Origin of the sequence: Paenibacillus sp. RS8 (assembly GCF_041956825.1) — a bacterium.
GTDB lineage: Bacteria > Bacillota > Bacilli > Paenibacillales > Paenibacillaceae > Paenibacillus_AQ.
This window is the reverse complement of record NZ_CP168131.1, coordinates 3,283,732-3,307,200: the sequence shown is the minus strand read 5'-3', so window position 1 is coordinate 3,307,200 and position 23,469 is coordinate 3,283,732. Positions and strand designations below refer to the sequence as shown.

The 23,469-nt window shown below is 42.0% G+C and carries 13 protein-coding genes; 2 read left to right on the top strand and 11 right to left on the bottom strand.

From position 1 onward, the window contains the following. Window position 1: 1 nt before the first annotated feature. Together ACDZ28_RS16185 and ACDZ28_RS16180 are read right to left on the bottom strand one after the other, a co-directional pair. The gene (locus tag ACDZ28_RS16185) at window positions 2–1,768 is read right to left on the bottom strand and encodes a sensor histidine kinase (RefSeq protein WP_375105196.1); all 1,767 of its coding nucleotides are present in this window, start codon (window positions 1,766–1,768) and stop codon (window positions 2–4) included. 126 nt (window positions 1,769–1,894) lie between these two features. Continuing rightward, window positions 1,895–3,415 carry a glycoside hydrolase family 31 protein gene (locus ACDZ28_RS16180; RefSeq protein WP_375105195.1) on the bottom strand — a complete coding sequence of 507 codons (1,521 nt, stop codon included), beginning with the start codon at window positions 3,413–3,415 and terminating at the stop codon, window positions 1,895–1,897. Window positions 3,416–3,531: 116 nt separating this feature from the next. Here ACDZ28_RS16180 and ACDZ28_RS16175 point away from each other — a divergent pair, with 116 nt between their 5' ends. Both ACDZ28_RS16175 and ACDZ28_RS16170 read left to right on the top strand, forming a co-directional pair. Further along, window positions 3,532–4,401 carry an AraC family transcriptional regulator gene (locus ACDZ28_RS16175; RefSeq protein ID WP_375105194.1) on the top strand — a complete coding sequence of 290 codons (870 nt, stop codon included), beginning with the start codon at window positions 3,532–3,534 and terminating at the stop codon, window positions 4,399–4,401. A 247-nt stretch (window positions 4,402–4,648) separates the two neighbouring features. Continuing rightward, a complete protein-coding gene (locus tag ACDZ28_RS16170; RefSeq protein ID WP_375105193.1) occupies window positions 4,649–6,580 on the top strand; it encodes an ATP-dependent DNA helicase in 1,932 nt (643 codons plus the stop codon). 107 nt (window positions 6,581–6,687) lie between these two features. Here the strand turns inward: ACDZ28_RS16170 and ACDZ28_RS16165 are convergent, their stop codons facing one another. From ACDZ28_RS16165 to ACDZ28_RS16125, 9 genes are all read right to left on the bottom strand, one after another. Next, a complete protein-coding gene (locus ACDZ28_RS16165; protein ID WP_375105192.1) occupies window positions 6,688–7,869 on the bottom strand; it encodes a sensor histidine kinase in 1,182 nt (393 codons plus the stop codon). A gap of 877 nt (window positions 7,870–8,746) precedes the next feature. Beyond that, on the bottom strand, window positions 8,747–9,727 hold the full coding sequence (locus ACDZ28_RS16160) for an ROK family protein (protein ID WP_375105366.1): 981 nt from the start codon (window positions 9,725–9,727) through the stop codon (window positions 8,747–8,749). A 309-nt stretch (window positions 9,728–10,036) separates the two neighbouring features. Next, window positions 10,037–10,906, bottom strand: coding sequence for a carbohydrate ABC transporter permease (locus ACDZ28_RS16155; protein ID WP_375105191.1), 870 nt, complete (start codon window positions 10,904–10,906; stop codon window positions 10,037–10,039). Then, window positions 10,903–11,826: a carbohydrate ABC transporter permease gene (locus ACDZ28_RS16150; RefSeq protein WP_375105190.1), complete on the bottom strand. Its 924-nt coding sequence runs from the start codon at window positions 11,824–11,826 to the stop codon at window positions 10,903–10,905. The genes ACDZ28_RS16155 and ACDZ28_RS16150 overlap by 4 nt, the downstream gene beginning before the upstream one ends. A 74-nt stretch (window positions 11,827–11,900) precedes the next feature. Further along, window positions 11,901–13,304 (bottom strand): ABC transporter substrate-binding protein, encoded by a 1,404-nt coding sequence (locus ACDZ28_RS16145; RefSeq protein WP_375105189.1) that lies wholly within the window; start codon window positions 13,302–13,304, stop codon window positions 11,901–11,903. A 765-nt stretch (window positions 13,305–14,069) separates the two neighbouring features. Then, window positions 14,070–18,122 (bottom strand): S-layer homology domain-containing protein, encoded by a 4,053-nt coding sequence (locus ACDZ28_RS16140; RefSeq protein ID WP_375105188.1) that lies wholly within the window; start codon window positions 18,120–18,122, stop codon window positions 14,070–14,072. Window positions 18,123–18,640: 518 nt separating this feature from the next. Further along, window positions 18,641–19,306, bottom strand: a complete 666-nt coding sequence (locus tag ACDZ28_RS16135; protein ID WP_042125297.1) for a YitT family protein — start codon at window positions 19,304–19,306, stop codon at window positions 18,641–18,643. Between the two features lie 133 nt (window positions 19,307–19,439). Next, entirely contained in the window at window positions 19,440–19,622 is a 183-nt protein-coding gene (locus tag ACDZ28_RS16130; protein ID WP_042125295.1) for a hypothetical protein, read from the bottom strand. A 1-nt stretch (window position 19,623) separates the two neighbouring features. Then, window positions 19,624–23,427 (bottom strand): GH32 C-terminal domain-containing protein, encoded by a 3,804-nt coding sequence (locus ACDZ28_RS16125; RefSeq protein ID WP_375105187.1) that lies wholly within the window; start codon window positions 23,425–23,427, stop codon window positions 19,624–19,626. Window positions 23,428–23,469 lie beyond the last annotated feature (42 nt).

The window sequence follows — 23,469 nt, the reverse complement described above, 5'->3', positions numbered from 1 at the left end:
TTCATCCTCTTCCTGCTTTGGGTATCGTAATAACAATGGTTGTATTTATGCCGCCCTTCGATAACATTTTCACTTCTGCTTGTGATCCAAAACAGCTTTTCAGCCTTTGATTTAGATTTAATAGTCCGATACTTTTGCTTTGTGTATAGGTATCCCGGCTGGATAGCATCTCATTAATACGCTCCATGTCCGCAATCTCAATAGAATTGCCGTTATTTGTAACGGATATATAAATTTCATCTCCATCATCTTCTGCCGATACGAAAATGGAGCCTTCCTTCCGGTTCTCAAAACCATGCTCGATTGCATTTTCAACCAGAGGCTGAATCATCAGTTTAGGCACCAAGAAATGTTCCAGCTGTTCATCACAATGTGCATCAAAAATAATCAGATCGTTAAAGCGTATATTTTGCAGGGCGATATAATTTTCGGTGTATTCAAACTCCTGCTTTAGCCCTACCATTTCATAAGGGTTATAAACCGAATACGACAAGATTTTACCGAGCAGCGTCGTTGCACGAGAGATGGAATGATTATCGCCCGTTACTGCCATTGCTTTTATCGACTGAAGCACGTTATTCAAGAAATGAGGATTGATCTGATGCTGAAGCGCTTTAAGCTGCTCACCCGCTAATCTTGTTTGCTCTTCTACAATCTCATCCGTTAAATGGTTGATACTTTTGAGCATATAGTCAGCCGTTTCAGCAATCAAATTCACTTCTTTGCTCTTGGAATATTTAAAAGTAATATCTCTGCGCCCCGATGCAATTTGATTAAATCGTTGCAACAAGCTCTGCATAGGGTTTAGGATGGATCGCGAAATCATCACAGACAAAATAATGACGCCTATGCAAGCGGTTACGATAATCGTTATAACCACTTTGGAAGTATTCGATTTCATTTCCTCCATTTCCGTAAGCGGCATGATCCCAAGAATGGACCAACCCGAAACAAGAGATGGCTCATTGATAATGAGGTATGATACGGAATCACTGCCGGATTTAGAAATAATAAATGATTTTTCATTCTTTTTTAGATGCTTGGCAACTTCATTCTTTTGAAGCGTAGAAAGATTGCTGTTGTTAGCAAATTGAATAGGTGTAGTCCCATCATAAATAGCGATTTCCACATTATCTTCGCCGCTCTTATCAGAGATAATCGGATTATGATTAAAGTCTGTCATTAAAAAGGTATGGGTTGCACTGTATTGATTACCGTTGATAATTGGCATAATCACCGACACGGTTTGATGGTTTGCATGATCCAGCAGATAGTCGGATGAATGAAAGTTGGTAAAATGAATGGGTTTGTCTACATTTAATGCGGATTTGACGAACCATTCCTGTTGGTCAAAGCGATATCCCCTGACCGGAGAGCTGCCATAGTAATACAAATATTCATAATCATCGCCAATCACCAAGGCATTCGTAATCGTGCCAAGAACATCGAGCTGTTTGATTTTGGAGTCGACATTACGTTGATTATAGAGCTCAACCGAGTAATCAATTTCATCGATACTGTTGCGATAAGTAACAGCCTTAATAATATCCGGATCACTGGCTACAATTTTGGACACGGAAATAATCTGTGTTAAATAATTATCAATTAATAAGATATTTGCCTTGACCACTTTATTCATAGAATCATAGCTTTGCTTCTGATAACTGGATAAGTTGTATCTTAGAATCAAACTGCCAAAGACGACGATCAGAACACTAAAAACAACTGAAAAGGAAATGATCATCTGCTGGCGCAAGGAGAATTTCACTTATTTAGCCTCCACTGCTGTAAGTTGAGTACTTATCTTTGAATCGAATAAATTATAACAACATTTAATAAAGGTTGCCTATATATTTAAAAAGCCGCAAATAATGCGGCTTTTGAAGGAACGATATTAACGCTTTCTGTAGTAAGGCAGTCTGCTGAGAGGCACATCAATTTGCTTAGTCGAAGGACCTTCCACAATGCTGCCGTCATCACCATCCCAAGTGCCTGCCGGGAACGCCACAACGCGCGTTCGCATTCCTTTTGTAATAACAGGGGCGACGAGTAAGAAGCTTCCGAGCATAAATTGATCCTGTATCGTCTCAAAGCTTGCTTCAGGGAATTCATAAGCCATATGGCGTACGATAGGTTCACCCGTTAAGGAGGATTGTCTGGCCAGCTCTAGAATCTCCTGACCAAACTGCGAATGAAGTTGTGCGGCCTCAACACAGTATCGTAAATGATCTTCATCCAAAATACGCCAAGGCGCAGCCGAAAACTGCATCATCGGGAATAATGCCGAGCACTGGGCTGAGCGTACCACTAACTCCTGATCTAATTCAGCCGAAGTAAAGCTCAGGAATTCACCTCCACCGATCATATCAGGACAAGTATAGGCATAGCCTAGCAGCCCTTGCGCTAAGCCGTCCGGAATTAACGTGTCCAGTCCGTTCCCCTGCCAGTCATGAATCTTATCCTTCAACCTCTGTACAAGCGGCTGACCTGCGAGCTTCCAGCAGGCGCGGTATTCATTCAGTTCGTATTTCAATCCGACCCTGGCCCATGCTTCACTTTGACCGCTGCGGCTTGTCGGCACATAACAACAATCATCCGATTCATAGAACTCTACATCACCGGCATCCAGCTTGAAGCCATCAATTCCATACTCGTGCTGAAGATTATCCAACTGATCTTGTATCCAGATGACGGCTTGGGGGTTGGTGCAGTCGAGCACCGCACTGTTCCCGTTCCACCATTTTCGAATGGCATTTTGCCCCTCGCGATCCTTCAACAGGTAGCCCGTAAATTCAAGTTCACGGAAAGTAAGAGAATCAGGACTAATAAAGGGACATACCCAGAGCATCACTTTAAAGCCCATAGCGTGAAGCTCCTCCACCATCCCCTTCGGATCAGGAAAGCGACCGGAATGAAAAGTCCAGGTACCATACGGCTCATGCCAGTTATCATCGATCATGATCACACCCGGAGGCATACCATGGTTTATAACCTCCTTGGCATATTGTAATACTTTGTCCTGTGTAGGCTCGTAGAGGAGTTCAATCCAAAGATTGTACTGCGGAGCCGTAAATAGCAATTTCTCCGGGATGCTAGGTACAGGCGGGAAGAAGGTACGGGAGACATATTGGAATACTTCTTTCAAGGCTCCATGACCCTCCCCCGTAATGAATTCTCCTTTCCCTTCCACCAAAAGACTTCCTTGTTCAAATCGAAATGCAAACGGCTCTTCACTCCAAATGAACCTTCCCTTGTTAGAGATCAATAGTGGAGAAGCTTGATTGGCTTTATGACTGGTAGTCAGATCTGCACTAAATAGTGCCGTACCGTATGGCATATTTGTCCCGTCTGCCACCCGTCCGCCCCACCAGTGCTCATCCAAAAGCAAATTGAGTATGAGATTATGATTTGACATATGTATTCACTCCTTTATCTAACCTGATCTTACCGTTCAAGGATTCGCAAGACAATCTAAATGTTGTGCGCTACAATATAACAAAATTGACTTTTTTAATAAGGAAGGAAACGCTAATGATTGAGCCTTTATCTTATGCATTTCGAAATGACGATACATCGATCTTGACACTAGATTCTATAGGATGGCAGAAGATCAGGAGCCCCGACTACAGCTTTTCAGGTGATACACGCCCCGATTCCGGCCATGTCATTTTTCAATACACACTCAGTGGTCAGGGATATATTGAATTAGAACAGCACTCAATTCCTTTGCCCAAAGGTTCGGGATTTCTAGTCAAAATTCCAAGCAAGCACCGATATTACTATGTAGAACAGGCAGAGCCTTGGGAGATTCTATGGCTTAATATTCGCGGAGCAGAAGCTAATCGAATCTGGGATTTAGTAATAGAACAAGAAGGCCACATCCTTCAAAGAGATTCTAACTCCCCTCTAATACAAGGATTATGGGAACTGTTGAGGAGAATTTCGGAAGAGAAAGTAACAGACAAGTTTTTGTTATCTGCCGAAGTGTATAACTGGATGCTTACATTAGTAAAAACGAGCGGGGAAATGCGTAAGGAGATAAGCGCAAATTCAATCACGCTGATTCAGCGGGCTAAAACCTATCTGAAAGAGAATTATGCATTACCTGTAACCTTGGATATGCTTTCCGACTATTGCGGAGTAAACAAATATCACTTATGCAGGTTGTTTCAAAAATCGGAGCAGACCTCTCCTCTCGCTTATCTTAGAGATCGCCGGATGGAGTCTGCCATAGCATTGCTACGGACTACAGATTTACCTGTGCAGGAGGTTGGGCAACGCTGCGGCTTTGAAAGTCCAAGTTATTTTGGTAAAGTCTTTCGGGAATACATGTCGATGACACCAAAGGAATATCGGATGAAGAAGCTAGAGTTTCCTTATGATGCTATTTATTATGAATAGAATATTCAACAGGCTCTTGCCTACGTAGCAGAGGATACATGCATCATTTTATATTCTGACACTTGACTGTTAGCGCTTCATCTACGATAATTACAACCTCACCAAAAAACCAAAAAAACTATAATTAGGAAGAACATTGATTTGAAAAGGGGCGGTCGTCATTAGCTGGTTAAGTGATCTCTATAAATTACAGAAGCAGGAGCTAAAAAAGGATATCGAGCCCTCTTTAGTCAATGCCATCTTTCGAATGTATGATAGATTTCCCAGGATTGGACTTAAAGAGCGAATCGGCCAGCAGGATATGTCTCTAGATATCGCTGATGCCTATATTCATGGTCGAAACGCGATGATTGAAGCTGGAGTCGGCATCGGTAAGTCCTTTGCATACCTCATTCCCAGCTTGCTTATTAACCAAATCTCAAGGCAACCGATCATTATTGCAACATCCTCCATACAGCTTTCAGAACAGATACATAAGGATCTGAGATTCATCGGAAGCCGGCTCGGATTTACTTCGGTTCGCTCCGTAGTCGGAAAAGGCATGGGGCAATATGCTTGTCGGTACAGAGCTGCAGAATTGTTCAAGACTGATGATTCAAGCTCCCCTCTATCTACACTTGCCCAGCGTATTTTGAATTACGAAATTGATGAGAGAGCAGATATTAAAGGCGGGGTTAGGGATGCAGTATGGTCTAACGTTTGTGTGAATGATTGCAAATTTGAACGTTGCCATTATAAAAGTACATGTTCGTTCTATGAGATGAGAGCGAAGATTAACGCTAACGCCAGCGACATGGATTTTATTATCGTCAACCAGGACCTGCTCATCCGTGATTTGATCAAGAAAAAAGAGGGAACAAAGGGTTTAATCACTGAACGGCCAGCTCTGATCGTAATTGATGAAGCTCATAATCTGGAAGCAAAGGTTAGAGATGCAAGAACGCTTGAGTTTACATTCCGGGGAACCTGCCGCATGCTGGATGACGCCTTACAAATTCTCTTCAAGCAATCCGCAGATACGGATCTAATGTCACAATTCAAATTTTTAAAAAGATGTGTTGGTCATATTTTCAAACAAGTTGAGGCGGATTTGCTGCAAACAGCCAAGCAAGACAATGACCGCATAAAAGTGTCGGAGATAACAGGAATTTCCTTACGACGAGCGGCACAGGTTCTAAAAGAGGTTAATCTCAGCGTTTCCGTCTTAACTTCCAAGCATGAGCGGGAGATCGACAATATTTTCGAAGCCATAAACGGACTTATAGATCTCTTTGACGTCCTCGCCGGAGTGGAGGATAACTATCTGATCTGGGCAAGTAATACCCAGCGGGAAGCTACCATTAGTATCTGTCCTAAAGGTATAAGCAAGTTTCTGAGATATACCTTATTTAACGGAAAGACATCTGTTATCTTAACATCAGCAACGATGTGCCAGACCGGCGAAACACTAGAGGAGCAATATGCATATCTGACGCAATCCCTCGGTTACAAAGGAGATTATATGGATCGTCAGGCTTCACCTTTTGACTATGACAACCACACCATGATGTATATTGCCAAGGACATCCCATACTATAACCATCAGAACCGGGAAAGTTATCTTGAAGCGGCATACAAGGAAATGCTAAGACTCTGTAATTTAACGGACGGGCGAACATTGGTCCTTTTTTCAGCTAAAGAGGATATGAAGTACATTCATAATAAATTAAACTCCGAGAAGCTTGCATGGGCGGTGCATGTTCAAAGAGAAGGATCGTCCCAGGACGGGGTGATCGCTGAATTCCGGGGAAGTAAGGGCGTCCTTCTAAGTACCGGTGTATTCTGGGAAGGCGTGAATATCGAAGGTTCCGATTTGTCGCAGTTAATTATTTTCCGACTGCCCTTCCCGGTTCCTTCCGATCCTGTCTATGAACATAAGGCATCTTTAGCAGAGAATCCCTTAAAAGATGTTTTTGTACCGGACATGCTGCTTCGCTTAAGACAAGGAACCGGGCGTCTGATCCGTAGTGAAACTGACCTCGGAGTACTCAGCATACTTGACTCCCGTCTGTCCACTGCCGCCAAAAAGGATTACCGGGAAAAGGTACTGGGATCTTTGCCATTTAAAAAAGTTACCGAGGACTTTGGGGTGCTAGAGAAGTTTGTAAAGGAAAAAGGGATACAACTTAGTGACAAGTAGAACCGCCTGTACCGTTTTCCAAGGGACGCGTATGCTTTGGAATTAGCGATAAATATAAGGAATAAGCCTGACGGGCTTCTGTGCCAGGCTTGTTTCTGTTCGTAATCTCAAATGTGATAATCATTTACCCAAGGCAAAATAACCATCACGCTGGTACCTACCTGAACCTCTGAATCCACCTTAATTTGCCCCCCGTACATTTCTATTAATTGCTTGCAGATCGATAATCCAATTCCTGTCCCTTTTTGCTTGGTTGTAAAGAAAGGGTCAAATATTCGGTTTAATTTATCCTGTGGAATTCCTTCTCCATTGTCTTTAAAAATAAGAATAATTTCGTTAGTCTCAGAATCGGTCGTAACTGTAATGTCTATTCTGCCTCTAAACGCTGTGAATGAATCTATACTATTTTTTAAAATATTCAGGATTACCTGCTCAAGTTGGGAGGCGTTTCCATACGTTAGAACTTTTTCAAGAGAATAATCCACTGAAAGAATGATATCATCACTAAGTATGAGTTGATTTACGATGTTATTAACTCTATGTATAACCTCCATAATATTAAATACCACGACGTTATTCTTCGCACTATCACCTTTTCGAGCCAGTACTAGGAAGTCCGTTACTAATCCATTCAGAGCATCAATCTCATTGATGGTTATATCCAGATACGCACGCAATTCATCCGCCTTGATCTCCGGTTCATATAGCCTGTTATTTACAAGCTGAGCAAAACCTTTAATTGAAGCAAGCGGATTCCGTATTTCATGTGCCATCCCTGCTGCCATTTGTCCCATCAGAGCAATTTTTTGTTCATGTAAGTTGTCGATCTGTTGATTTTTATTAGACAGATAACCCTGTGCAAAGCCAGTAAACCGGATCCAGTTACATTCCATTAAACGATTATAAAAAACCAATCGAATCGTAGAATCATCTTCCATTTCTTCAATGATTTTAAACATAATACCCTGAGCGGTTAAGTTTAAATCCTTGCTCATTTCAAGTAGGATATCAAAATGATCACCGAATATTTCTGCAGTATAAACGCCTTGCTCAAACCCCTCTTTTTCTAGTAGGTTTAGGTACTGGCCATAATCAAAGGAATCCAAGAACAGTGCTTCTACCATACTCATTAATATCATACTAAATGTCGAATCTAACATTTCCTTTTGTGTCTCTACAAACCAGGCGGATTCGATATTTTTCATAGTTATAGAATGATAATGCCTGTCTAAAATGATTGGAACAGCTAGGGTTAATGACGAACGTAAATCCTTTTCTCTGTATGACATTTTCATCCTCCCTCTTTGTTGTTTTGTATTCAATACATATGTATATTTTCCTGCTTCAAAAAACACAGTAAATCATTATGGCTCACTTAATCATCATTTTAATTCAAATTTAAAATATATATTCTATAAAAATGTAAAACACCCCAAACCATTCCGCCTATTAAGAAAAGGGAACCGCTCAGGCGGCTCCCTTTTTGGATAACAAGACATGGGACAACAAATTTATGGCATGATGTTTCTGGAAGAGTCGACATCTATTTAAGAATTAAGAGTAGAATCTATGTGCTATCAAAAAAAAAGCATTTGATCATAGATCAAGTGCTTTTAGCATTGTTCTTAAATTATTCAAATAGATCATCCATAGAACGGATAGGCTTCACATCCATCGATTCCTTCGATGCGGCTAGATTGAAATACACGCCTACCCAGATGATTGCACATAAAACGATATAAACCATCTCTTTATCCCCTTCCTTGCGTAGATTTGAACAGCAGTCTATTAACCGTCTCAGCTCTCAAAACATCATTGACAGCAGTGCAAACACAACAACCGGATAAATAGGAGCCAGGAAGTCCGAGACTGATAAAAGCCAGATAGATAATCATCAAAAACCAGGCAGACAAGATGCGCCCCCTTTTGATAAATTGATTCGTTGCACGGATAAAAAAATACATCCGCCACCTTTATTAATACACTTTATAAAGTGCATATATTAAGTATGTGATATAAGCAATTCTTTGTCAAGCAGCCGATTCACTGATCTGGAGCTGTCTCCGGAAAGTGGGGAATTAATGATTGGAATAAATCTCATATTGATCACCTAAAAAAGAAGGTTGTCCCCTAAGTCATTCCTCTCATGACTTAGGGGACAACCTCTTAACGTAGCTCGACTAAACTCGGCTCCAATGACTTCAATGTCAGCCAGCGCAAGCCGGCCTCGAAATCTTCTTGAAATGTATTTTGCATAATGATCTGTGGATAAACTGGCATTGGATGTCTAAGCTGATAAGCTTCCCAAGCGGATGTCCAGGTCTCTAAATCCACCTTGTCCTGATATATTACAATTTTGTCCGGAGCAAGCACGGCATTCAGGATTTGGATGATCCGGCTGGTAGTATCGATGAACGTATCCTTAGCCATCTCGAGACTCCAGTCAGGCATGTCAGGAAGGAATTTTATTTCCCCTGACATGCCCTGATTTCCTTTAAGGATCGTTCCATTCAGATAGATACCCATGCCAGGTGGGTACCTGCTTGGGAAGTAAAGACCAAGCAAGTACTGTTTCTCTTCTCCCCCCTGCTTCATGCAATATCCGCTGATAGCCGCATTAATGTCATTCTCAACCAAGATAGGCAGCCCGAATTGTTCCTCAATCTCTTGAATCATCCGTGAGCCGGTCAGTTCATGATGGCTACTGACTTTAATTTCGCCGTTGACAACCTGTCCCGGAATGCCTATACCAATAACCTTGATAGAAGGATACAAAGCTATAGATTGTCCAATAATATCACAAAAAAATTGTCTTTCGAAAACTGGAATGATATGTTCATCCTTCGCCAGAATCTCGTTCTCCAAATTCACGACGGTAGCGGAAATCAGCACCTGTCCCTCTTTATCCTTCAGGTACATGACCAGCCCGAGGCTGAAGTTGTAATTGTAGCGATAAGTTTGTGCTGGCCTACCGCCGTTTGATGGCACAGTCATGTCTTCAAAAAGCTCACCTAACTCATGCAGCTCCTTGACTAAGGAATTTACTGTTACGACGCTCAGTTTGGTTAGTGCTGCCAGCTGGGGTTTAGTGGCTGTGTTTATACGTTTCATCACTTGACGAACGTTGTTAAGGTTAATTTCCTTCATTAAGTTAGCATTTGCTGTCCTCATAAGCCCCCCTGCTCGATGAACATATGGATCAATTCATCAGGTATTCCTTTTAAGTATGATTGTACCGTAATGTCGCCTAGTTTTCATCTTCATGCGTCTCTGTAGCCGAACAGCTATTATATTAGTACATGCTCTTTTTACGAAACGAGAGCTAAACTCCATGGTGCCAGCGCCACGGAGTTCAGCTCTCGTAAACCAGGACCTGCTCCTTTATTACCACCTCTTTGACTAAACAAAAAGGCAACTTCCTGTTGCCTGCCAAGTTTTCTTCTACCTAGCATTAAGCTAATTTTTAAGTCCTGTCAGTGTGATGCCTTCTACGAAATATTTTTGTCCAATCAAATAAAAAATAACGCCCGGCGCAAAGGACATACATGTGGCCGCCATCGTCAGTGACCAGTCCTGCTTTAATTGGCCTCTAAAGGCGGTTAGTCCCAAGGCTATTGTATACTTATCACTCGAGTTAATGTAAATCATCTGTTGAAGCAAGTCATTCCATAACCCTATGAAGATAAATAATGCGACAACGATCATTGCAGATTTAATCGCCGGCATAATAATGCTGAACAAGATACGAAAGTATCCAGCGCCATCGATCGTTGCTGCTTGATCAAGCTCTCTCGGAATAGACATGATAAACTGCCTTATTAAAAAGATATTAAAAGCACCGCCACCACAGAAATAAGGCAAGATCAACGGCAGATAGCTGTCATTGATCCCCAATCCACGCGTCCACCCAATATATAACGGAATGAGTGTAACCATGGCAGGAAGAAGCATCGAACCGACACAAAGAGCCCAAATCAATTTCTTGCCCCAAAAGCGCAGCCTTGCAAAGGCATAGCCGCATAAGGTGGCCGTGAAGGTTCCTGCCAAACAAGCGGGTACAATAATAATCATGGTATTCCATAAGTATTTCCAAAATTTAAATATTTCCAGTGTTTTTCCATAGTTTGAAAATAACCAATTACCTGGAAACAATGAAGGCGGATATTTATATATCTCGGCATTAGACATAAGCGACGTGCGAAATATCCACCAGATCGGAAATAACACGAGTATAGTAAAGAAAATGACAACGACAAACGAGAGAAGGTTCATCCATTGGTTATTGCGTTTCTTGCTCTTTAGTCTTCCGTATGTAGCTACACTCATTTGTCGTCGCCTCCTTCATTAAATATCCATAGATTAGAAGTCTTGAATAATACACCCGTAAAGGCTGCGAGAATAACAAAAATAACGGCCGTAGTTGCACAAGCATACCCTAACCTGTAATTTACAAAGGCTTGATCATACATCAGATAAGTCAAAAATCGTGAAGAATTACCCGGGCCGCCATTCGTTAATGAAAGAGCCGGTGTAACGATTTGGAGATTGGCAATCAAGCTCATTAACAAGTTGTAAAAAATAATTGGCGACATGCATGGTAATGTGATGTGTAAGAATCGTTTCCAACCGTTGGCACCATCCATTTCAGCCGCTTCATGGTAGACGGAAGGAACATTTTGAAGCCCAGCTAAGAAAATTACAATTAAATTACCTGACAGCCAGACCGAAATCAAGGAAAGTGAAGGAACAACATAGCTAGAATCAGCAATAAAGGAAACCTTGTTCAAACCAACCTCAGAGAGAAGAAAGTTGAAAAAGCCAAAATTAGCTTCATATAACCAAGACCATCCTACATATATTGCGGCTGCCGGCAAAACGTACGGTACATAAAAAACAGCTCTGAAAAAACCTCTTGCCGGAATTTTACGATTCAGAAGCATTGCAATAAAAAGTGAATAAATCATACCTCCAACTACCGATAAGATCGCAAAGTAAACTGTAGCAATAATAGAGTCTTTAATATAAGGATCAGTGGTAAATAAATTAATGTAATTCTCGAAGCCAACGAACTTGGGATCTGCCAATCCTGTCCAATTGGTCAAGCTAATCCCGAGCACCCCAATAAGGGGTAGATACGTTAGAAAGATCAGCCCAATGAAGGCAGGGATCAATAATATATACGCAGTTCGTGCCTCGCCTGAATGAATACGTGAACGACGTTTCGGAGAATTATTAATCGTTTCCATCTCTATCTCCCCACCCGATAATCAAAATATGGCCGCCGCGTGTATGAGCTTGGCAGCGGCCATTCTTCCTATCTTTAGTTGCTACCTTTATTAGCTGCTTTCAAGGCATCGAGGTTTTTCGTAATAGCGTCCTTAGCGGTCGTCTTCCCAGTCCAAACATCCCCTAGAATCGATCCAAGCAAGGTGTTAAACTCTGTCGTATGATTCGTATAGAACCACGATGCCGGTTTTACAGCAGAAGATTGCGCATAATCAACTACTGCAGATTTATATTCTTCATAAGGGGGGAAGTTCGGATTTTCAACCCACTTACGGGTAAGGGTTTCATCTGTATACCACTTCTCCAGCGTCGGCATCCAGATTCCCGAGCTAATAAGTCCCCAGTTATTTTCTTCAGAGTTGTACCACTTGAGCCATTCCATTGCTTCTTTTGGATGCTTGGTCTGGGAGAACACAACATTGGCACCACCCGTATTGAGGGTAATCTTATCTTTCATGTAAGGCAACACAGCAACACCATAGTTCAGGCCTTCATTCTTGGCCGCATTCAAGCTAGTTCCCACGTTCCACGCACCGTTAGTAGCCATGGCAACAGTTCCCGCGATGATGGTTCGTTGAATGCCGTCATCAGTCTGTCCGACAGACAGCGGAGCAACATGATCTTTTAAATAAAGATCTGCGACTTTCTGAATCCCTTCAATGCTGGCGTCTTCTCCTATTCTGACCTCAGTTCCATCAGCCGAATAGAATCCTCCGCCATTACCAAGCGCCCAGGTCTCCAACTGCCATGGTAGGTTCTCAACGGATGCACCGAATTGCACGATACTTTGCTCATTAAAGCCACTCTCATCAGGATGTTTACCATTTTTATCAATCGTCAGCTTCTTCGCTGTTTCAACAAATTCGTCCCATGTCCATGCTTTATCCAGTGCAGATGGAGGGTATGCAACTTTGGCTTTGTCGAACATGTCTTTGTTATAATAAAGGAGGAGAATTTCATTGGCAGCCGCATAGGCTACGGTTTTTCCTTGATATTTGTAGGCTAAGCTATCCAGTGGTTTGCTATCGCTTCCTTCGTACATTGCGTTTACATCATTCAGCATCCCTTGGGTAGACCACTGAACGACGCCATCTTCCCTGAGCATCCCTGTATCGGGCAATTGCTTTGCAGTTGCCATTGTATTCAGCTTGGTCATATAATTTTCCCAAGGAATCGCTTCTACCTTTACTTCAATTCTGTCTTGGGAAGCATTAAACTTATCTGCTACGGACTGAGTTACGTTTCCCTCTTCCGCACTTCCCCACATCGAATAGGTAATCTTGACTTTCTCTTCAGGCTTAGACGTTGCGTTCTCTGATGCTTTGGGTGCATCAGTTGCCTTAGTTGCTGTGTTTGTCTCGTTTTTTGCACAGCCAATGACACTCGATGCCAGTACAACTGAAAGAGTACCTACCCCGAATAATTTACCCACTTTCATTTTCAGCTCTCCCTTCAGAATTGCATTGATATGTCTAACCGTTTGACCCCCTAAGTTATTGAGTTAAACGTTCAGTACCAAATTTCACAAGATCAATGTGACATTATTTATAGCCACTCAAATTAAGAAAGCGCTTTATTGGTTTATTGTGTCATGATTTACCATTTAGGAAAATAGTATTTTCCAACCTGATTTTTAGAAATTACAACCTTTAAAGGGGTAAGAATGAGCCAATTGAAAGCGCGCTTCATTTATGAGCTTTTACACTAATCCATGTGCTTTCACTTGTCTTACGAGTTATAAAAAAATTAATCAATGAGACAAAAAAACTGCCTCGGTTTTTTAAATTACCCGAGACAGTTTCGTTTGTTAAAAAATATTATTCCCTTCGACTTCAAATCGCTAAATAAACACGACCCCAGGTGGGTCCTCTCCCGGTCTAAAGCCCATAGATTAATCACCTAGCGAGTGCATTCAACTTTATACGATGCAGAGAAATTCCATTAACATGATTCATTCAAAATTGTTTACATTTTTTGATATAAGACTAAGCAACCTTCGCAAAACGATGAATATAAAAAAAGTCCCGATAAATCAAGGTTCTCTTGATTCTCAGGACAGCAGATACAGTCCCGGGGGACTGCCTTTTCGTCTACTTCAAGCGCACCATGGAGAGAATAAATTCCAGACAAAGGGATATATCTTAAATAGGAACAAGCCTGATGCAGTTTCGCATCAGGCTTGTTGGGTTTTTGGCGGCTTCAGTTAATTGATAAACAAAGAGTTATCAATTAAATAATAAAGGTTTCCCTGATCATCATAAAATATGTTGGTCGCACCAGCCAATTTAATAGTTTGAACCTTCTCGAAGGATGTAAGATCATAAATCCCGCGTTTCCCTAATGCCGTATTATTCACTATATCCACAGCATAGATCGGTTCTGGGAACGTCCCTATCACTTCCTGCAGGTTATTCATATTAAAAGCTTTGTTCTTCGCTATAATCATTCCCTGACTTTCCACTAATAAAATTGGTGTATCCAGCGGGTCTCTATCCATATTCGGGTACCCCAACATAGACTGGTCCACTTTGACAATACTGCCATCCCCATAAATGGAGTAGGCGTAGACATCTGAACCGGCAAATCCGGCATCCCATCCATATTGACTCCAGTAATAGAACTTGCTGTTATCACTGGAGAACACCATATCCCCGATACCATTAATTTCTGCATTGCCGGAGCTTGGCTGGAAATTCGCTTCATCAAAAATTAACAGCGTCGGAGACCAGTTACCTAATACAACATACAGACGGCCTGACTTGTTGTAAATATGGCGATCTGAGAAGTCCCGGGAATCTGCCGGATTGGGATACGTCAAGCTCCGAGTAACTGAATAGTCATTTAAGCTTACCTCAGTAACCAGATTGTTAGCATCCTTATTCACAATAAACAATTTTGTTCTATCTTCTGATAAAGTCAGTCCTGCTGGTTTATAGGGCAGAGGTACTTTTTTAATAACAGATTGGCTTGCGGTATCAACTACAATTAGATTCTTGAATGCTTGATCAATAGCGTAAACCTTATTGTCAGCAGAATCATATACAGCATCTACAACCGTTCCGCCCAAATAAATTCCTGGGGCATCTACCGGTGGTACTTCCTCCGAAGAAGGTTTATCAACAAACTCAAGAATCGTCTTTCCTTCTAAGCTGGTCAAGGCGAGCAACTGATTGGTTGCATCGAAAATCCGCTGGCCGGCACCATCTACCGGTATAGTTTTAACTTTACTGAAATTACTGTAGTCATAAGAGTTGATTAAATGATCTTTAACGGTATAGAACCTTCCGTGCTTCAAATCAAATGCCATATCATCATACATTCCATCCATTTTATATACAAAGCTCATGTCGCCAAATATATCATACTCGGTTGAAAATACTGTTCCTGCGCCATTGAAAAGATACTTTCCGTCCGGTGATAAATTAATCTTTGTCGTCATTGGGTAATCTCCGTGATAAGGAGAATCGTAGCTGCTTAGAAATTCGCCATTCTTAATTACAAATGTTCCAATATCTCTTGGAGATAAAGTCGTATTAACGGTATATATCTTATTCATAGTTGGATGTATAAGAATATGAGTTGCATGACTGATTGTATAAGATCCAATAGGTGTAAAAGAATCACCAGAATAAGACCGAATTTTCGTCCATTGTCCTGAACCGGATGAAATATATACATAGCCTTCGCGGTCCACTGCAATACTGTAAGGGTCTTGATTAATATTATAAACATGATCAATGGTAAGCGTTGCCGCATCAACAACTGCGACAGCACCCTTTTGCTGTTCATCAAAAATGTACGGTGAATGCTCCGCTTTCAAGAGAGCCACATACAGCTTCCCATTCGCGTAAGTTATACTTTCTGGGGGAAGTTCAAACGGAACTACGCTTGTCTTGTGGGTCTCATAGTTAATGACTACGAGTTTTTTATTTTGTTTGTCTGTTGCATAAATTATTGGCTTGCTTGGGTCTTGAACGCTGTCCGTAACATTGAAGTCCAATTGCAAATGCTCATTGACAAACGTAGTAGCTGAAACAGAATTGCTGAGTGCAGATGCAGTGCCATTTGCCATGGCTAATACTTTATAGTAAACCGTTGTATTCGGCTCATACCCACTATCCGTATAAGAGGCTTCGGTTACCTGTATGTTGGCCCCCGAACTATCCTTAATAGGACTATAAGTTCCATCTACTGAGCTGCTTGTGAAAACATTGTAGTACTCTGCTCCAGGCACTGCATTCCACTTAATCTTGATATCCGATCTGGAGGATGGTTTTGCCGAAACATGCTCCGGGTTCGGCAATCTCTTCACAATGCCCTGATAAATCCACTTCTTGCCTGCACCATCCCACTTCGCTTTTATAATCAGATACTCCCCGTAGAATACTGAAATCAAATCACCATCTGCCAAAGGAGCAGTAACACCAGCAGAAGATTGATTTGCATCTACGATCATATCGTTCTTATTAATTTGGAACCCGATATCGAGCACACCTGTGTAATAAACAGCAGGATAATAGGAGCCTTTGATAAGCGATTTGCTGAGCAAAAGACTCGGCAAATCAGCATAATAATCTTCATTGGAAATTGTGGCAATATATTCAGCTGGAGGAAGAGCGCCTTCTTTTACCGTATAAATTCCAACCTGCCCCGCTGTATTCTTATATGCTGTCTCGTAACTTGTTTCAGTGCTTAGATTATACAGATCCCATTGCACTTTACTATAATTTCCAAGTTCATCAAACCAGGTGTAGAGCTGATCTTCAACCATGAACACTCCTAGAACTTCTGGAAGTTCAACCGGTTCTGGCTCCGGTTTAGGAGAGGTTCCCGGACTTGACCCCCCACCGCCACCGCCACCGCCGCCTGCAACTGGAGAGGTTGGCAACTGTACACTTGGGGCAAGCTGCTGTGCCTCATTCGGTTCCGCGCCGATTTCTTTGCCGTTCATAACAACTGATACGCCTTTAGCCAACGTATAATCTTTAATTACCTGTTCGAATGTAGAACCGCTGACATTAATGAATGTCTTTGTAATCGTGCCTTTTCCCTTGATTATGGCAGCCGCATTCAAATTTAATTGTCTCAGGACGCTGTTATCTGCTAAATTCACTGCACTGGTCGCTGCTCCTTTGGCTACTTCTAGCGAACCGATTTCAGACTTTTCAAGAACATTAACTATCGTTTTATTCTTGATTGTTATTGCCTTGAAGAGACCGCTTAAATCAACATATCCATCTGCCTTTGAGAGATCAATTACAATGGAGCCGAAGCCCGCTTCTGTATTGGTTCCCTCCAGCTTAGCTCCTGTATGTATAATCGTTGCATTAATCCTGGTACTACCCTGAGCTACTACCCGGACTCTCCCCGGCTGCTTATTCACAAGTAGCTCATTTAATTGGGAATCTATCAGATGGATACTATTCTCCCCACCGCCTGCGACAATCGTTCTTCCCGACACAGTCACCTGATCAAGGTTCACTTCACCTGCACCAATACCCGCAGTTAACAGTAAATCCCCCGCAATTTTAGTGTTTTTCAAGGTGACCCCTGGTGTGTTAATCGTTACATTTCCCTGTATCGTGGTTAATTCTGTTCCTCCAATCGTTCCCTTATCCATGACAAGGGTACCCATTACTTTATCCAGTATGACAACAGCTTCTGCTCTCGTAATCGTCTGGAGGGGTCTTAACGTATGATCGGGATAACCATTTATGTATCCATTACTCACAATTTCATTTAAGTAGGTTTTACTCCAAGCCGGTACTACACTGTAATCCTTAAACGTCTTTATTGCAGAATCATCATTAGAACCGTTCAGCTGCAACAGCATGTACAACATTTTTGCGGCTTCCTGCCTGCTTATTGCTGCCTCGGGCCGGAATGTGTTATCCCCAAATCCGGAAATATATCCGGCTGACTTCGCTATTCCAATCTCGGAATAATACCATTTATCTGAATTCACATCTGTAAAACCATCCTGTGATTGGTCCTTGAAACCAAAAACTTTGTTAACAACCGAAGCAAACTCAGCCCGTGAAATGCTTGCGTTGGGTTTAAACGTATGATCTGCATAGCCCGAAATCAAACCCTTATCTAACCATTTAGAAATTTGGCTGCTTGCCCAGCTGCTATGAATATCCGTCATGTTGTCAGTTGGCTGTGCTGAAGCTGCTAGGGCAATTCCTTGACCTCCAAAAATTAAATTTACTAGAACGATCAACCCTAGTACAATACTCAAAATTCTTTTCCTCATAATTCCCCCCTGTGATTACGATAGACTAGATAATTTCAAATTAGGTCCATCGATCCAAGAGAATCATATAATAAACAAATATCCAAGTCTATACAATAATTCCATATCATACGATACATATTTGTAGTGATCGAAAAAATGAATACTTCCGTAAAAGAGGACAAAAACAAGCGGCCGCCCTTTGCTTTAAAGGGTCTAGCCGCTCATTTTGTACCGATTTTACTGTCCTTTGATTTCCACCATCCCACGCGCTTCATCCCCCCCTCTTTGAAACTCCTCATCACCACCTATAACAAAACGATTCTAAAAAGGATTCATTTTGTAAGAGCCGGTTTCGGATTCTCCGAGTACGTTAGCATTACTAGGATTAGGGACATGAATGCGTTTGCAGAAAACCTGCAGTAAGAGTATTCCCTGCTTATTCCCTTGCTCCGCCTAGCACCAAGCGAAGGTGCTGTCTCCACTTATAATTTATGAAATACATCTATCCTGATGTTACCCTGCCACACTTCATTATATTAAGTCAGCGAAACTGAATCGTTATTCGCTTTTGGACCCTTTTTCGCCAGAAGCTTTTCCGTAAAATGCACATCAAAAAAATGAATGATGGGCCCTAGACCTAACATGGAGACTAGAGTTCCCAAACCTATAACGCCTCCTGACAGGAAACAAATCAAAGCACAAAGAGCATCTGTAAACATCCGATGCCAAAAATAAGAGATTTTCGGTAATTTAGTTTTCATTATCAGGGACAAGCTGTCAAAGGGAGCTACTCCCACATCCGATTTCTGATACATGGATACCCCAAAACTACATACCACTACGCCAATGGCCACAGTGATTACCCTCTGCCAAAACAGCTGAGGTTCGCCCAACAGATGTAGCCAGGTACTATGAAAGAATGTAGCTATGTAGCCCAGAAAAATTGCATTTACGAAAGTACCGGCTCCGATAAGCTTTCGTCCTGTGATAAATTGTATTACAAACAATACCAGGTTCAGTAAGATTAGAAAATTTGCATATACGATACCGCTGGACTCTGCAAGTGCCATCACCATCCCACTGAAGGGATCGTTTCCCATACCTGACAGCTTAAAAATACTGATTCCCATGCCCAGAAATACATTGCCCATAACCATAATGATCAATCGTTTTGTATCTACTTTATTAATATTCCACTTCATATGGTCCATCCTATTTTCATATTATAGATCTATTTTCCACACAACAACGACAATTCAACAGCTAGAGCTTACTCCTTCCTTCTGTATTCACCAATATACTATCATACCCGTGTATGAAATAGCATTGAGGTAGTTAATTTTTACCACACTGATTCTCTAGGTTGAAATCTATACGTTTCATACTGGAGACAACCTCTTGGCTCTGGAATAGATCGGCTTTCTGCTGCATGAACTCACATCTGTCTGGGCTGCTTCGGCTATAAAAAAGAAGAGCCGCCAATCTTAACAGCTCTTCCATTACTTCTATCATACTCATGTTAATTCGTAATTACCCATTTTTGTCGATCAAGGGTAGGATCTAGCTCACTTAGAGACAGTCTCGTTCCATCCGCTGATACTTCCAGCGCTTTTTTATGATGAGCAGAAATAATACTTATGGTACCATCATCATTCTTTTGAAGAATCCAACGCTGATTGTTATATCCGAGATAATGGTACAACTGAATTTTATTTTGCCCTGTGTCCAGATCAAGGGCCTGACCGGCCGTTGTACGAATGGAATAGGATCCTAAATCGTCCCCCGTCGGCACGAATACCCACTTCTGATCCGTAGAATCATTCGCATCCTTCAGAGCAACAGCTTCACCATTTACAAGATTTGCTGTATAGAGAGATTTCTGTAGTTCTGCATTTACTAGACTGGATGTGGTCAGATTGGCAGGTGCTTCTCCGCTCACGTTAACGTTTTGATATGAAACCGATCCGCCAAATACATGTAGTCCAAAGCGTCCTTCTGCAAATGTGCCATCCTGCAGGTCGATCACTTTCTGTCCGTCCATATATACCACAATATGTGGGCCATTTGCTTCGATTTTCACTTTATAGGTTCGACCCGGCTGAATGAACGTCGGAACTTTCGCCAGAACTTGACGCTCTTCAAAACGGCCGTCAATTTTATAAAACAGTCGAATGGACTTCATATTCGGATCTAGATTTAAGTAGTATCCGCTGCGTCCATCTTCGCTGGCACGGAACAACACAGAGCCTGCTCCCCCGGATTTTCCTAACATCATCTCTGCTTCATAAGTAAAGTTCCCTACCTGCTTCTCTGCGATATAATTCGCGTCACTAAAGTAATTTCCACGAATTCCATTTTCACTAATGACCCAGGAGGCTGCTGATAGATCTTTAATCCACCCACTTAAGTTCGTATGGAATTCACCGCCAGATACCTTAACTAATACGCTGGCTGATGTCTTCCCATTTGGAGTAGAAACAGTAATGATAGACTCGCCTTCTTTTTTGCCTAGAATGGTTGCCTGTAAGTTATCTGCCATGTTTAGTTCAACTACATCTTTGTTACTGGAATTCCATTTCAGCGGCTGTGTACCATTGCCTGTTCCATTCTCTACCATTGCAAAGAGTGTGTCGCTTTGCCCCTTGCTCAGTTCACGATCATTTGTATCCATCATTATCTTGGTAGCGGAATTGGACTCCTGATTCCATACAGAGCCTAACCGATTCACCTTCAGAGATACGACCTTTACGTTGCCTCCATTGGTGTAAAAGCTCAAAGCTCTGCTGGCTGGATCCGGAAAAATGACATCAGAGAAAACGACTTTACCGTTGTTGCCAAAAACCTCAACAGAAGACTCGTCTACAAGGATACGCATCTTAACACGCTTATTCTCCGTTTGCATTGGCACTTCATGTCTTGTACTAAATAAACTCGAAAAATCCGTCAAACCAGATGCAGACCGATCCACGAAAATCTGACTCTCACTAGGTTTATATCCAACTACCGTTTTCTGACTTCCACCTACACGAACGTTAAAACCAAATTCACTTACCTGACTGCCTGCAGGAATTTCTACTTCAGCTTCAATCTCGTATGCACCAGAGGTAACCCCTTTCAATAGATTCTGAGAAGAAGGACTCACCTCTTTGTTAACAGTAGAATACAGCTGACTACGCAGCAATTCCAACTCCTTGATCGGACTTTGAGCGAGCTGAATCCCATCTTTTGTCGTCACTAATGAGACTTCTCTTGGGATTGACAGTACGCCCTTCCAATGGGTCGTTGGGAAAGCAAACGGATAGTCCCAGTTTGTCATCCACGCCATCATTACGCTGCGATGATCCGGCATGTTAGAAAAAGACATTGATGCGTAGAATTCTTTTCCAAAATCAGTTCGCAATACTTTCCCTGCCGGATTATCATTAACGAATTTACCTTCCGCTGTTAAATGACCCACAAAATATTCAGCATCTGATCCGCCTGTTTTTGAATTCGCTCCTGTACTAATCATCAGGACCCACTTCTTCTGTGATGTTCCGTCTACCGAAAGCTGAAGCAAATCTGGACATTCCCATACACCGCCGCGAACATAGTCCCCGTATCCCCAACTATCTGTCAGAGTCCAATCAAGTAGATTCGTTGAAGTAAAGAAACGAATATGATCTCCACCGGATACAACCATTACCCACCTGCTATTGTCGTTATCACGAATCACTTTCGGATCACGGAAATCCCAACCTCCAGGCTCATCTCCATTATCGCCGGGATTTCCGATAACAATTGGACGTTCCTTGGAATATTCCCAAGTACGGCCTTGGTCCTTGCTGTATGCAAGGCCGATACGCTGATTCCCATTCGGGCCATCGGGATTAAAGGAAGTGTAGTAGGCAATTAGCCCCTTACCTCCTGAATCCCCGAACAAACCTGATGCATTCGTCAAATCTGCCACAGCCGATCCAGACCAGACATGCCCATGATCATTCCACGGTAGCGCAATCGGAAGCCGCTTCCAGTTCAGCATATCTTTGCTGACGGAATGTGCCCATGTGCCTCCGTCCTGATGGAATAGATGATATTCTCCTTCGAAGTAGACCAGTCCATTCGGATCACTGGCAGAACCACGAATTGGCGTATAGTGATATTGAGGACGATATTTTTCATTATAATAACTGCTAGCCTCCGTCACATAGGTATCCTGGAAGTAAGCCGTTCCCTGTTTAACGACGATTCCTGCATATCCATCGGTGTAGGTTTTATCTGTTAGATCGATTGCAGCCGGGGTGTATCCGTCTAGGAAGACCTGAATTCTGTTTCCATTTGCCTTTATCTCTACGTGATGTTTTGCTCCCGTCTGACTTGGATAGGTATGCTGCGAACTTGCAATGGTTGTTCCATTAGCTTTCGTCAAACTTACACGAACCTGATTTCCTTCCTTTATAAGGGTAGCTTCATATCCCTTTGATCCATCAGCGGATGAACGAAAGGCGAGCGATGCAACAGAATCAGGATGAAGAGATATATTTCCTTCATATACAAAATCAGCAGCTTGTTTGTTATACACTTGCTGTGACTTACTTTGGTTTATTGCCGTTCCTTTTTTGCCGCTGATATTAGGCTCCCATTGTCCTTTATTTGTAACCATGGCGCCAAGATTTCCTCTCAGATCACTCACGATAATGTTTTGGAACAAAACAGAACCATCCCATACATTGAGTCCTAGCTTACCAGTACGATACGCATAATCCTGAACCTCAATCACAGGTTTATATGCATTGTCCCAATACACTTTCAGCGATGAACCCTGTGCTTTCACTTTGAGATGATAGATCTCTCCTTCCCTCACAGTAACCTTCCGCTCTTCTTTTAATTTGCCTTCACCATCCCTTGCATCTCGTAAGCGAATCATACCTGCATTCGGTACGATTTGGAGCATATAGGAACCCCAGCCATCTTCATTAGAACGGAACAATAAGGTCGCGTCAGCTTTCATATCCTTGATCATGACATCAGCTTCATAGATAAAATCCTCTGACACCGTTTCGGAGATTGCCATTACATTTTCTTTTGGATCGGAAGTCAGTAACATCCCTTCAACCGTATCTGCCAACTTCCCTTTTCCTTTTATTTGCCAACCTGTCAAATTCATATTGGCATTGGTTACGCTTTCAAAAATAGAAAGTCCCTCCTTAGCTCGTTTGCTTACCTCCTGTTCAGCGAGCGCAGCCCACCCAGTGCCGGGATTTGCTACATAAATGCCTGCTGAAGTCATAACAAGCCCTGTTGCTATAAGAAAGCCTAATGCGACTTTTCCTTTATTTTTCATCTTCTTTGCCCTCATTTTCTATCATTAATATTGAAAAACAAG

What these genes read in the sequence shown, in the direction of transcription:
- ACDZ28_RS16135 (WP_042125297.1), bottom strand. Translation starts at nt 19,306, where the DNA reads ATGAAGTGGAATATTAATAAAGTAGATACAAAACGATTGATCATTATG.
- ACDZ28_RS16140 (WP_375105188.1), bottom strand. Translation starts at nt 18,122, where the DNA reads ATGAGGAAAAGAATTTTGAGTATTGTACTAGGGTTGATCGTTCTAGTA.
- ACDZ28_RS16175 (WP_375105194.1), top strand. Translation starts at nt 3,532, where the DNA reads ATGATTGAGCCTTTATCTTATGCATTTCGAAATGACGATACATCGATC.
- ACDZ28_RS16165 (WP_375105192.1), bottom strand. Translation starts at nt 7,869, where the DNA reads ATGTCATACAGAGAAAAGGATTTACGTTCGTCATTAACCCTAGCTGTT.
- ACDZ28_RS16150 (WP_375105190.1), bottom strand. Translation starts at nt 11,826, where the DNA reads ATGGAAACGATTAATAATTCTCCGAAACGTCGTTCACGTATTCATTCA.
- ACDZ28_RS16125 (WP_375105187.1), bottom strand. Translation starts at nt 23,427, where the DNA reads ATGAAAAATAAAGGAAAAGTCGCATTAGGCTTTCTTATAGCAACAGGG.
- ACDZ28_RS16130 (WP_042125295.1), bottom strand. Translation starts at nt 19,622, where the DNA reads ATGAGTATGATAGAAGTAATGGAAGAGCTGTTAAGATTGGCGGCTCTT.
- ACDZ28_RS16155 (WP_375105191.1), bottom strand. Translation starts at nt 10,906, where the DNA reads ATGAGTGTAGCTACATACGGAAGACTAAAGAGCAAGAAACGCAATAAC.
- ACDZ28_RS16180 (WP_375105195.1), bottom strand. Translation starts at nt 3,415, where the DNA reads ATGTCAAATCATAATCTCATACTCAATTTGCTTTTGGATGAGCACTGG.
- ACDZ28_RS16160 (WP_375105366.1), bottom strand. Translation starts at nt 9,727, where the DNA reads ATGAAGGAAATTAACCTTAACAACGTTCGTCAAGTGATGAAACGTATA.
- ACDZ28_RS16145 (WP_375105189.1), bottom strand. Translation starts at nt 13,304, where the DNA reads ATGAAAGTGGGTAAATTATTCGGGGTAGGTACTCTTTCAGTTGTACTG.
- ACDZ28_RS16170 (WP_375105193.1), top strand. Translation starts at nt 4,649, where the DNA reads ATGTATGATAGATTTCCCAGGATTGGACTTAAAGAGCGAATCGGCCAG.